This window comes from Chryseobacterium sp. X308 (assembly GCF_020733145.1).
GTDB lineage: Bacteria > Bacteroidota > Bacteroidia > Flavobacteriales > Weeksellaceae > Chryseobacterium > Chryseobacterium cupriresistens.
In genome coordinates this window covers 371,008-383,558 of the sequence record NZ_JAJFZH010000002.1, presented here as the reverse complement: position 1 = coordinate 383,558, position 12,551 = coordinate 371,008, and the positions used below count along the sequence as shown (strand labels likewise).

The 12,551-nt window shown below is 34.9% G+C and carries 13 protein-coding genes; 5 read left to right on the top strand and 8 right to left on the bottom strand.

Features of this window, described 5'->3' with window-relative positions; all coding sequences use genetic code 11:
- Positions 1-727 precede the first annotated feature (727 nt).
- Both LIV57_RS04720 and LIV57_RS04715 read left to right on the top strand, forming a co-directional pair.
- The gene (locus tag LIV57_RS04720) at positions 728-907 is read left to right on the top strand and encodes a bacteriocin-like protein (RefSeq protein ID WP_227941647.1); all 180 of its coding nucleotides are present in this window, start codon (positions 728-730) and stop codon (positions 905-907) included.
- Positions 901-1,761 carry a GLPGLI family protein gene (locus LIV57_RS04715; protein ID WP_227941646.1) on the top strand — a complete coding sequence of 287 codons (861 nt, stop codon included), beginning with the start codon at positions 901-903 and terminating at the stop codon, positions 1,759-1,761. Before LIV57_RS04720 ends, LIV57_RS04715 begins: the two co-directional genes overlap by 7 nt.
- Before the next feature lie 318 nt (positions 1,762-2,079).
- Here the strand turns inward: LIV57_RS04715 and LIV57_RS04710 are convergent, their stop codons facing one another.
- A complete protein-coding gene (locus LIV57_RS04710) occupies positions 2,080-3,063 on the bottom strand; it encodes a sterol desaturase family protein (protein ID WP_227941645.1) in 984 nt (327 codons plus the stop codon).
- A gap of 11 nt (positions 3,064-3,074) precedes the next feature.
- Positions 3,075-3,647, bottom strand: coding sequence for a lysoplasmalogenase (locus tag LIV57_RS04705; RefSeq protein ID WP_227941778.1), 573 nt, complete (start codon positions 3,645-3,647; stop codon positions 3,075-3,077).
- A gap of 853 nt (positions 3,648-4,500) precedes the next feature.
- Between LIV57_RS04705 and LIV57_RS04700 the strand changes: the two genes are divergently transcribed.
- Together LIV57_RS04700 and LIV57_RS04695 are read left to right on the top strand one after the other, a co-directional pair.
- The gene (locus tag LIV57_RS04700) at positions 4,501-5,649 is read left to right on the top strand and encodes a cation:proton antiporter (RefSeq protein ID WP_227941644.1); all 1,149 of its coding nucleotides are present in this window, start codon (positions 4,501-4,503) and stop codon (positions 5,647-5,649) included.
- Between the two features lie 195 nt (positions 5,650-5,844).
- The gene (locus LIV57_RS04695; protein WP_202843791.1) at positions 5,845-6,297 is read left to right on the top strand and encodes an Hsp20/alpha crystallin family protein; all 453 of its coding nucleotides are present in this window, start codon (positions 5,845-5,847) and stop codon (positions 6,295-6,297) included.
- 136 nt (positions 6,298-6,433) lie between these two features.
- On the opposite strand, the gene LIV57_RS04690 is transcribed toward LIV57_RS04695, so the two are convergent.
- Positions 6,434-7,222, bottom strand: a complete 789-nt coding sequence (locus tag LIV57_RS04690; protein WP_227941643.1) for a PhzF family phenazine biosynthesis protein — start codon at positions 7,220-7,222, stop codon at positions 6,434-6,436.
- Between the two features lie 316 nt (positions 7,223-7,538).
- On the opposite strand from LIV57_RS04690, the gene LIV57_RS04685 reads away from it, so the two are divergent.
- On the top strand, positions 7,539-8,831 hold the full coding sequence (locus tag LIV57_RS04685; protein WP_227941642.1) for a hypothetical protein: 1,293 nt from the start codon (positions 7,539-7,541) through the stop codon (positions 8,829-8,831).
- 55 nt (positions 8,832-8,886) lie between these two features.
- Here LIV57_RS04685 and arsB read toward each other — a convergent pair whose 3' ends face one another.
- From arsB to LIV57_RS04660, 5 genes are all read right to left on the bottom strand, one after another.
- The gene (arsB, locus tag LIV57_RS04680; RefSeq protein WP_227941641.1) at positions 8,887-9,918 is read right to left on the bottom strand and encodes an ACR3 family arsenite efflux transporter; all 1,032 of its coding nucleotides are present in this window, start codon (positions 9,916-9,918) and stop codon (positions 8,887-8,889) included.
- Between the two features lie 2 nt (positions 9,919-9,920).
- Entirely contained in the window at positions 9,921-10,532 is a 612-nt protein-coding gene (locus LIV57_RS04675; RefSeq protein WP_227941640.1) for a low molecular weight phosphatase family protein, read from the bottom strand.
- A gap of 14 nt (positions 10,533-10,546) precedes the next feature.
- Positions 10,547-11,020, bottom strand: coding sequence for a DUF6428 family protein (locus LIV57_RS04670; protein WP_227941639.1), 474 nt, complete (start codon positions 11,018-11,020; stop codon positions 10,547-10,549).
- Positions 11,021-11,096: 76 nt separating this feature from the next.
- A complete protein-coding gene (locus LIV57_RS04665) occupies positions 11,097-11,426 on the bottom strand; it encodes an ArsR/SmtB family transcription factor (protein WP_137904257.1) in 330 nt (109 codons plus the stop codon).
- 173 nt (positions 11,427-11,599) lie between these two features.
- A complete protein-coding gene (locus tag LIV57_RS04660) occupies positions 11,600-12,541 on the bottom strand; it encodes a 3',5'-cyclic-nucleotide phosphodiesterase (protein WP_227941638.1) in 942 nt (313 codons plus the stop codon).
- Positions 12,542-12,551: the final 10 nt, after the last annotated feature.

Below are 12,551 nucleotides of genomic sequence, written 5' to 3'. Positions count from 1 at the left end.
CATAATAACTATCTGTGTGTTGGGAAGTATCACAATTTGAAAGATATTCACAATACATGAAAAATTCCCTCTGCATTAAATCAAGTTGGGACATAGCACAGTTTGAAGGGTAGTCACAACACATATTCGTCGAATATTCGTTGTTTCTCTGTTGAGACATACCATAAAGGGTAGCCACAACATTGATTGTCTTAATTTATATGATGAGGTAATTGGAACCTATCGCGTCTCAATTATTCTTTAATAAGCACGTCAAATATGGGCCTATAAGTATATGTAATAATTGTGTTATATTAAAAAAAGATTTGGTATTTTACTGAATTAAGATGTAAGTAAATCAGTTATTTAATGTTGCTAAGAAAACTCAAAAAGGGTATTAGGAGTTCGACAGGACTCCCTCTCTCTCCGCTTAGGGAGACGTTTATTTTTAAACGTCTCCTTTTTTTATGTCCTAAATGGCTTGATTTCCGGTCGGCAAAGGGAGAGGCTTGTTGTTCATATAGGTAGTTAAACTACATATAAAAAGCTGGTTCAGGTATTGAAATGGGTCTTCACATTCTGAATAAAACCAAAATTCTATCAATAATTTAAATCACATATTTGTAAATCGTAACAATGCATAAGTTGGTGTAAGTTATTTATTAACAACTGCTTAATATAATAAAATTTTTCTCTTTAGAATGATTTATATTGTTATATTAGCTATCGAATTTAAAATAATACAAAAATGAAAAAATTAAAAAAATTATCTCGAAATGATCTTAAAAAAGTAATAGGAGGAACTTGTAGTCAATGGGTTGGTGTTACTGCTCCTTGTGGAGCTTCTTATTCTTTATGCACGGATAATTATAGTAACTGGGCAGAATTACAAGAAGCAGCAGAATACTTTAATGATGTGAAATGCTAAAAAAAATCGGAATAATTACCAATAACCGTAATTTCTTACGGTTATTTTTTTTAGTGATTGGATTCTTTTCAAATGCTCAAATTACTGTAACAGGTAATTTCTCTATGAAACCTGATTCCTATGAAGAAAAAATTATAGACAGTAGTTATCAAAATATTTATTACAAATTAGAATTTGTAAAAGACCCTAAAAAAAAGAAGTTAGAAACAATATGCTTACTTCAAATAGGAAAGAATTTTTCAAGGTTTTCAGATTTTAATTCCTTACGAAAGGATTCTTTAATGTTAAGTTTTAGTCATTTAGAAAAACTAGGAGCTAAAGAATTAAACCAAACACTTAATTTACCTGATAAGTGGAAAAATGTTTTAGTTAAAGATTTTTCAATAAATAAAGTTATCGTACAGGATAGAGCAAATGTAACTTATCAATACGAAGAGAACCAGCCAGCAATAGAATGGAAGCTCGAAAATGAGACAAAAAATATATTGGGTTACTTATGTAATAAAGCCACAACTAAATATAGAGGTAGAAAATACACAGCTTGGTATTCTAAAGAAATCCCAATTAATAATGGACCGTATGTTTTTCAAAATTTACCTGGTCTAATTTTAGAAATTGAGGATAGTAAAAGTAATTTCCATTTTACTGTAATAGCAATGGATAAAAAGCCTAACAGAATCTATCTGAGGAACGAAAAAAGAATATTAACAGTAACAAGAGAGCAATTTAGAAAAGTATTACAAAACTACAATGATAATCCTGGCTTTTTTCATGGTAAAGCCTACAATGAAGATGGTAGTCAGATATCTGTTAAATCAGACCCACTACCATATAATCCCATTGAATTGGAGTAATGAAAATTTATTTTCTTAACACTTTTTTTTAACCAGGAAAGCTTTGTACATAAATTCAATTATATTTAAGCACTTAAAAGCTGCTAAAAAAGTGTTTGGAACTTAATCTGCTATTTATTTTTAATAACTATTTAATAATCAATAATTTAACATACTGGATAATGATTTTATGTTATTTCGAAGTATTTCAGGATAAAAAATTCCCTCCAAATTGTTGAGGGAATTACTTTGTCTAACAAGTCGTAGAAGATTGATGTCTGTTTCTGAATTAATAAAGAGTTTTTATCAGTAATTTACACTTTTCATGCAAGACAACCATCAATTATTCATCTTTTCTTCTAATTCCCGCTTCAAAGTAGAAATCCGCTCATCTTTATCATGATGATGCCAGCCCGGAGCATTGAATATATACCCCAGTTTCGCTTTCCATGTCGGTGCATTCCGGACATCCTTTATCATATTTCCAAACTCATCAAAGACGATATGAAAAACATTATAAGTATGAATATTATGATAGATTCCGTAATCCGTCGTTTTCTTTTCTTCCGCTTTGTATGTGCCGAAAAGATGATCCCAAATCATCAGAATGCCCCCATAATTATTATCTAAATCCTCAATTTTTCGGGAATGATGCACCCGATGGTTGGATGGAGAATTGAATACTTTATCAAACCACCCTAATTTTCCAATAGCATTGGTATGCGGCCAAAATTGAAAAATCAAATTAAACTGATGCATCATAGCAATCATAATAGGATGAAAACCAATCATGATAAAAGGGATATACCAAATGTCCCGATATATGATTTCAAACCATCCCTGACGCAATGCAATAGCAAGACTCAAATGAGTAGCCGAGTGATGATTGACATGACCTGTCCAGAATAATCTGATTTTATGGCTCAACCGATGATGCCAGTAAAAGCCAAAATCCTGAACAATCATAACCAATAACCAAAGCCACCAATGATCTGCATGCCATTGTAAAGTGAAGAATTTATTGAAATCTTTGATCCCGAAAATATCGGTAAGCCTAAAATGATTGTAAATCCAAAAAAAGTAGGATAATGAAATAGCTTTCATCCCAAAGTCTAACATTACTGCTCCAATCCCCAATCCGATACTCGATACATTATCTTTGATGAGTCTTTTTGTGAATACTTTTTGAGGAATCTGATACAAAAATATTTCCCCTACTATCAACAAGATAAACACAGGAATAAAATAAGTAACAGGATCAGTAAAATCCAATGGACAGAATAGGCCAATACTATGAAAAAAACGGTTATCTTTTCTTTTCATAAGTCTTGATTTTATGGGATAATTCTGTTCTTTTTTTCAAGACCAACCACTCCCAACACCAGCATCAATTGGGCTAAAACATAAGTAATCATCACAACAAGTTCTTTCCCAATACTACGCTGTACAAACATATTAATGGCCAATACAGAATCTGATATTACAAACAAAACAGCTCCCAGGATTAATAATAAAGAATAAGTTCTGATACTAAAATACAGCATCGTAGCAATGGTAATTCCGTAAATCACTACGGGGATCTTCATTTCGTTTAAATAAGGAAATATATAGTAAATAAATGAGCCTAAATAAAGCAAAACAAAGGGAAGCCAAATCCAGACATTTTTCTTTTTAACCCTTAAAAAATAAACGATGTAACAAATATGAGCCAACAAAAAGCTTCCCAAACCGGGCATAAATCCCCATCCAAATAACAAAAACACATCACCCAAAAAGCTCAGAATTAATCCAGATAAAAACCATTGGTTGATCCGACATATATTTTGTTGAGAATAAGTAAAATAAAACCAGATAATAACAGGTAACAACAGTGGTTTGGTAAAAAACCGCCAGGAACTATGATCCATAGCAATAAATACTAAATCAAAGGCAAAAACAATGGAAAGAGGGACTAATAACAATTTGATATTGAAAGATTTTATCATGGTATTATTTTATTGCAATTTTTTAATTATCTCTTTACTTGTTACAATATGGATATATCTCAGGTTTACTTCAAGTAGTTTTATATGTGATACTTAGCTCAGATTGTTAAATTACAAATAAAATGAAGATAAAAATACTTTTGAAATGTAAAATACAATGCATCACACTTTAGTTTATTTTATATTTTAGAAATCGACTATTATTAGAAGTATTATTTAAGTTTATGCAGTTTAATCACATCTTTTCCAAAGTAATTTTCGAATTTTTTGGAATGTTCTTCATCCTTGAACTTTAGGGTTGCATGACTACTATCAAAAGTGTTAAAGATGGGATTAGGAGTTCGACAGGGCTCCCTTGCGTTTAGGGAGACGTTAATAATAAACGTCTCCTTTTTATGACCTAAATTGCTTGATTTCCGGTCGGTATACCCTGGTAGCTTGGTCTGGATTTTGTATTCAGATTTGAAAATAACTAATAACCAGAACATGTAATAAGTTAGAGTTTATTATTAATAATTTTGTTATGATAATCAATGAAAATTTTTTACTGGAGTTCGGTGCAGAATGTTTTGACTTTTTTCCTGAGAAGGTCTTATGCAATAAAGATGAGATCCCTCTTTATTTTTTTTCAATTAAAAACAGTATAGTTGAACTGATCGGTTACCACAAGGATGGTACAGACCTCAATATTCTTCACACAGACAGCGTTTGAGGAAATTCAACATAAGACAATACTATTAAATACGAAATTATCTCAATCTAAAACGTTATCAATATGCTTTGGACTGTATGTATTTTGTGTATGACCATCTTAGGACTGATGTTTTTACTGAAGAAATTTAATCAGCCTTATCTTATTGCCTATATTATTGCCGGGGTGTTATTAGGTCCTTATGTACTAAAGTTATTTAACAAACCGGAAGAAATAGAAACGATTGGCGAAATAGGAATACTATTGCTGATGTTTTTTATAGGAGTGGAAATCAATATTCCCAATAAAAAGAGCCTTATTATTAAGCCAATATTGGCTCAGGGGATGAAAATACTCTTAAGTTGTATATTTGCGTATTTTGTGGGTGAGTTACTCCATCTGAATATTGAAAGTGTGCTCCTCATTGCCATTCTGTTTATGTTCAATAGTACTGCAGTGGTAGTCGAGTTTCTGAAGAAGCACGGAACCCTGCATACTGCCTTTGGAATCATTATCCTCAATATTTTGTTATTACAGGATCTACTTCTGGCTCCGGTGCTCACGGTGTTGAAATTTTGGAATAGCAAAGAGTTCAGTATATTGAATGTGATGCTTCCGATAGCGATATGTCTCGGCATTTTTTTGATATTCCGGAAAATCAGACATCTGAAGGAAATCAAATTGTCAAGTACATTCCTTGAAAATGACCATGAGCTTCAGGTATTTTCAGGCTTACTGATCTGTCTCGGCTTTGGTCTTATAGCAGAAACGGTAGGTATGAGTGCTGCACTTGGAAGTTTTATGGCAGGGGTCTTAGTCGGAAAAATTCAGGCATTTCAATGGCTGGAACATTCCTTGCTTCCATTCAAGGTTTTCTTTGTGGCATTGTTTTTTGTATCCATTGGTTTACGGCTGGATATCAATTATCTGTTATCCAATTATAAGCTTATTACTATAGGAACTTTAATTGTACTGATAAGCAACAGTATTATGTCGGCTCTCTTTTTCAGAATGCTGAATTTTAAATGGCAGGATAGTTTTTATGGAGGTGCTCTGCTTTCTCAAACAGGTGAATTTGGAATACTGGCTATTTCGATTGCTTACAAGACCGGTATGGTAGAGTACGATCTTTATAAAGCCGGCCTGGGTATTACCTGCTTATCACTTTTATTGTCCACAATATGGATCAGTTGCGGTACGTTTTTCAGGCTTCGTAAAAATTTTTCGTATTGAGAATAAAGAATAAAAACAAAAGAGTGATGAATGTTCTGATGATCAGTATTTTGTGTCATAAATTATGAAAAAATGACAGAAAACCGGAAAAAATTTCATTCGTACTCAAATGGTATTTTTTTTGTAAAATTTTATGTACAGCTGGCCAGCTGACGTGTTTTTAATGATTGTTAAACTTAATTAAAAATGATTGCTATGAATAATCTAATAAGAAGAAACGGAAACAGCAACCTGGGCTTTTCAAGTGTCTTTGATGATTTTTTTGGTCGTGAACTTTTTAACTGGGGCAATAACAATTACTCATCTACCAGTACAACCGTACCATCGGTCAATATAAAGGAGAACGGAGAAGCTTATGAAGTTCAGGTTGCAGCACCAGGTATGGATAAAAATGATTTTCAGATCAGGCTGGATGGTAACCTGCTTACTATTTCATCAACGAAGGAAGATCGTAAAGAGACAAAAGATGAAAACTTCACACGAAGAGAATTCAGTTACCAATCTTTCCAGAGAAGTTTTGAGCTCCCAAAAGATGTTGTAGATCAGGATAATATTAATGCAAAATATGAAAATGGCCTTTTAATGTTAACCATCCCGAAAAAAGAAGATGCGAAGCAGAAACCACCAAGAATGATTGAAATATCATAGAAATAATTACAAAATTGGCTACCAAAAGAGTAGCCAATTTTTTTTATAATTTTTGAAAATGCAGATCAACTTAAATCTTTGAACCAAATGATTCAAGGCTTTTATTATTAATATTGCAGTATTGTATTCTCTTCTCTTACTCTACCCGGAAATGTCCGACAGAATATGTTTGGGCTTTCCCCGCCACAATGACCCTTTCTTTTTTGTTCTCACAATAGAGCTGTCCGCCTCTTTCAGAGATCTGACGGGCAAAAAGCTGATCTTTTCCTAACCTTGATGACCAGAAGGGAATCAGTGAACAGTGTGCAGAGCCGGTAACCGGATCTTCAAGAATAGAGGACTGCGGGGTAAAATACCTTGAAACAAAATCACTGTCTGTCCCTTCCGAAGTTACAATAACACCGCCCGGATCAAGATTAATAAGATCAAAAACAGATCTTTCAATCCTGATATTTTTTACATCTTCTTCAGAATCGTATACCAGAACATAATCTCTTGCTTTGAAGACTTCTTTAGGCTGGATATTAAGTGATCTCGATATTGTATCCGGAAGAGTAGAGGCTTCGGGCATTCTGGACGGAAAATCCATATAATACATCCCATCTTTAACATCTACTGTCAGTTCGCCACTTTTGGTTTCAAAAATGATTCTATTGCGCTCATAATTTAAGATGGAAACAAGACAATGGGTAGTAGCCAGGGTAGCGTGGCCGCATAAATCCATCTCTATTTCAGGGGTAAACCATCTCAGGTGAATGCTATCACCGTTATCAATGAAAAAGGCGGTTTCTGCCACTGCATTTTCACGGGCTATTTTTAAAAGGATTTCATCGGGTAACCAGTTTTCTAATGGTACAACACATGCCGGATTTCCATGGAAAACAGATTCTGTAAAAGCATCTATCTGATATAATTCTAACTTCATTATTAATAAAAATTTCGTTCCCTATAAAGATAATCTATTTCTGAGATAAAGTCCTTATTTGTCCATAATTCCATACAACATTTAATGGTCTCTGATTTATTTTCTTATACAGATAAATATTTATTCCTTCGTTCTCCGGTTTGTAATAATTTTTCCACAACCGGATGGCCATTTTCTTACAGGTGTTTTTTGGGACTGTAATTGCTCTTGATTGCTATAATTCATTATATTAGCTTTCTAAAGTATTATCATGTGCGTATTATTGTAGATGCAGCCATCTATTTTAGAGAAAAACTTAACCATAAAGAATTTAACCATGAAGCAGACTGTTGCTACAGCTTTCTTTTTCTTGTTTGTATTAGGTGTAAAAGCACAAACGCAATCTACTTCCCCTGATACAGTTTCTATTTTTTTCGATGAGTTAAAAACAGCTTCAAAGAAGAATATCGGACTTTGGAACAAAGATTTATACGGTCCTATGATTTTAATTGATCCGAAAACCAGGGAGCTTTTTGCCAATGAGCCTGATTTGGAGGGCATTCTGAAAGGTAACGGTACTACTTATTCTGGAATTTTACCTGCTGCTGTCAATATTGCCAATACCGCGGTCAATTGGGGTGGAAAAAGATGGGCAATGGCTATGCTCCCCCTTTCTGAAAATAAAGAAAACAGGATTAATCTTTTGGCTCATGAATCTTTTCATAGCATTCAGCCTTCATTGGGATTTACGCTTAACAATGCGGAAAATAATCATCTGGATCAGAAGGAGGGCAGGATTTACCTGCGTCTCGAATTGGAAGCGCTAAAGCAGGCAATCCGCTCAAATTCAGAAAAAGAAATGAAGCAGCATCTCACCAGTGCCTTTACCTTTAGGAAATACAGGAATACACTTTACAAAGGTTCTGAAACAACAGAAAATCTGCTGGAACTGAATGAAGGAATTGCTGAGTTTACGGGGCTCATTGTGAGCGGCAGAAATAAAGAGCAGGCAAGGTCTTCTCTTTTGAATGGTATTGATGGTTTTATGAAAAATCCCACATTTGTACGTTCATTTGCTTATTATACAACACCTGTTTATGGATATTTGCTGTATCAAAAAGATCCGGACTGGAATAAAAAAATTGATGCAAAAACTAACTTGACCAGCCATTTCAGTAAAGCATTCGATATAAGAATTCAGGCTGACCTGCAAAAAGAAGTTAAGAAACGATCTGATCATTATAACGGACAATCAATTATAAAGGAGGAAACCGAAAGAGAAGAACAAACTAAGAGGCTTATTGCTGAATATAAACTGAAATTCATTCAACAGCCTCATTTTGAAATCAAATTTGAAAAAATGAATGTTTCCTTTGATCCGAGAAATATTATGCCTGTAGAAGATCTAGGGACAGTATATCCCAATATCCGGATTACTGATTTGTGGGGTATTCTGACAATTGAAAACGGGGCATTAATGAGCCCAAACTGGGATAAAATTTCAATATCCAATCCAGTGAAAACTGAAAATAGAAAAGTGTCAGGTGACGGATGGACTCTTGAACTGAAAGATGGTTATACAATCACTAAAGATGAAGGCAGTGGAAATTATAAATTGAGTAAGAACTGATATCCATAAAAAAAGCATCACTGTTTCGGCGATGCTTCTTGTTTTGGTAATGAAATTAATGATACCATTTCTTTTTCATAAATAAACTGGCTTTTACGAGAAGTATTAATACCGGAACCTCTACCAATGGACCAATCACCCCTACAAATGCCTGAGGCGAATGTATACCAAAGACTGAGATGGCCACAGCAATAGCCAGTTCAAAATTATTTCCGGTAGCAGTAAAGGCTATGGATGCATTTTTATCATAAGGAATTTTTAATGTTTTATTGATGATAAAACTTACAAAAAACATCAGAACAAAATAGATTACCAAGGGGACTGCTACCTTAATGACATCCATTGGCAATTCCAGTATTTTAGAGCCTTTCAAACTAAACATGAGTACGATGGTAAATAACAGAGCGTACAATGTCACAGGAGAAATTTTAGGTGCAAATTTTCTGTTGTACCAGTCTGCTCCTTTTGATTTGATCAGGACATAGCGGGTAAGAAAACCTGCAAGAAAAGGAATTCCAAGGTAGATCAATACACTTTCTGTGATATCCTGCATAGAAACACTCACATTAAAGCTTGCAAGACCTAACTGATCGGGAAGGACATTGATAAACAGCCATACCAGGAAGCTATAGGTGAATACCTGAAAGATACTGTTTAAAGCAACAAGCAATGCCGCATATTCTCTGTTTCCTTTAGCGAGGTCATTCCAGACAATCACCATAGCAATACATCTGGCCAGCCCAATGAGGATTAATCCGGACATATAATCAGGTTCATGTCTTAAAAAAAGAATAGCGAGAACAAACATCAGAACCGGACCAATAATCCAGTTCAGCAATAAAGAAATGCCGATTACTTTTTTATCCCTGAAAGCCAATGGCAGGAGAGTATAATCAACCTTTGCCAGGGGCGGATACATCATCAGAATGAGACCGATGGCCAGAGGAATATTAGTGGTTCCTAGAGACTGTGAATTGATGATATCAGGAATAGCCGGGAAAAAATGCCCCAAAGCAATCCCTGTCCCCATAGCCAGAAAGATCCATAAGGTAAGATAACGGTCTAAAAATTTTAATCTGGGCTGCATGATTATTTTTTGATTTTAGAAAAAACATACAACATTTCTTCTGCAATTTGTAAGCTTCTTTCAGTATATATTGCTGACTGTTCCGGTGTGTTATCTGAAATCTTTGGATCTTCAAAGGTGATCGGAATTCTTTTTTCCGCACCAGGGATAAAAGGACATCCGTCATCTGCCTGCGAACAGGTCATAATTGCTGCAAAATCAGATACAGGATTGAACGGACTGTCATATTTTTTTGAAAAACCAATTACCGGAAGACTGTTGTCATCATATTTTACAGCATATACAGGATTGGTGGTATCAGCAATACCGAAAACTGAAAAGCCTTGTTCTGCTAAAACTTCTGCAATCTTAGGAAATAATGCCGTTGTTTCCGTGCCTCCGGAATAGCAGTGAACTTCCGGAATGGCAAACAAAGAAGCCGCTGTTTGTGCCCAAACCTGTGCCAGATGGCTCCGGCGTGAATTGTGGGTACAGATAAAATTCAGGTTGATTTCTTTGCGGTCATCCACCTTTTGCTGGATAAAACTGATCAAAGGCTCCAGAACTTCTTTTCTGTCGGCATCTATACTTTCCCATTTCAGAGATTGAATCGTGTTTAATAATTCCTGATACATAAGATTTTAATAAATTAACAGCAGCCGGATCCCGGAGTGCAGGCCGATGTTGGGTTTACAGATAGTTCAGACAGATTTTTCTTTTGTTTTTCAGCAGGAATTCCGCAGGCTTCCCTGGCAAGACAGGCTGTTGTTTTATTTTTCAGCACGAAATTTTTTCCGTTAAATTCAAGGTCATATTTACCAATGGTGTCTCCCTGGTATTCAACTTCAATTTCCGAGTCTTCTATTCCAAGTTTTTCTTCGGAAAGCTGAATGATATGAAGTAATTTTCCGGGTTTCAGACGATGTTCATAATCATCAGCATCCCATAGCTGGAAATTAACTACTTTTTCATTTCTGATGACCCCGCCGCAGTCGATGAAATTTTTTGTGATCTGACCCACTTCTGTTACGTGGAAATGTTCTGGAACAAAATTTCCGTTTTCTAATTGAAATTCAACATTTTCCAATGCCGGTAGGATTTCTTTGATTTCTGATAGTCTCATAGTAGATTAAAATTGAGTGTTATAATTTTGTAATAATATATTGCAATATTACGATGCTTATATTCAAAAAAATGCCTTAACAGCATTGTTTTATAGTAACATCCTGATTAAAAAACAGGTTGAATTCATTCTGAAACTGTTTCCATGTACTTTCATTAATGCAGTAACATACAGACTTTCCTTCAATGGAACCTTTGATGATTCCAATATTCTTAAGCTCTTTTAAATGCTGCGAAATGGTGGCCTGTGCCAATCCGAGTTCTTCAACGAGATCATTACAGATACATGCTTTTTGATTAATGATGTACTGTAAAATTGCGATTCTCGCCGGATGTCCCAAAACTTTAAGCAGAGAAGCCAGCTTATTTTGCTCGTCAGTATAAATTTCTGTTTTAGTAACTCCCATTGTTGTATTTTATATTGCAATATTACGATGATAAATTAATTAAGCAATGAAAAAATTTCATAATTTTCATTAATGATATTTAAATTACTGATTGTCATTATTTTAAAATTCAATGAATCATGTCTGAAATAAAAAAGATGAAGCCTGTTTTTGCCTCATCTTTTAATTTACTGTTAGGGTAAACTAATCTTTTTGCCTTGTTCGGGAAAAATGTAATTTACTTTTAAAGGATTGTTCTCCAATAATTCCTTTTTGATCAATTCAGGATTATCACCTGTCGGCTTTCTGTGAGTAACCACGATATTAAGGCCTTCAAGGCTGCTTTGTCCGGTCTTTTCTTTAAGTTTACTCAATTCCTCGGTCAGCAGATCAGGAGTAAGGTGCCCAAACAGAAGATGTTCCGGCTGACTGTTGGGGAAGGAAACTTCAATTAATATTGTATTGAGCTGTTTTTTCTTAACAAGAGGAGCTGCCACGTTCCAAAGTTGATCCAAACGGTCAGATTTTTCTATACGGTCAGCACCCGTATCTCCCAGATAAAGCAAATAATGGTTGTCCCTTCTTACCAAGGCTGCACTGCTCTTATAAGGATTTACATGGCTTAGTTCATAGCCGGTTACAAAAAAGGGAGTTTTAGGTGCAGGAATTTCACTTCCTGCCTGCAGTTCATTATAATGGTATTTTCCAAGGATAGGTTTTTGCCCCTGATCAGCAAAATTGATCCAGGTATCCGTGATAAAGTAGTGATTCTGAAGAATCTGAATCACAGGAGCTATAGCAAAAATATCTTTTTTCGAATCGGCCGGAGAATTGATGATCAGCCCTGATAAATGATCCAGGTGGCCGTGAGATACAAAATATCCTTTTATCTGATCCTTCAGAACTGTTTCTGTAGTTCCGTCCAGGCTTTTCATTTCGATTGCTTTCCGGATTCCGGCATTTACCGTACCGGCATCAAGGCAGAGAAATGCATTGTCTTTCGGAGCGCCTACCAGATACGCTGATAAATTATCTTCCTGTTCACCACCATATATTCCTAAGGGAATTACATCAAAATTCTGTGCCTGGCAAACCATATTCAGAAGAACCAATAAAGAAAGGGCTGTTTTTTTCATACTACTTATA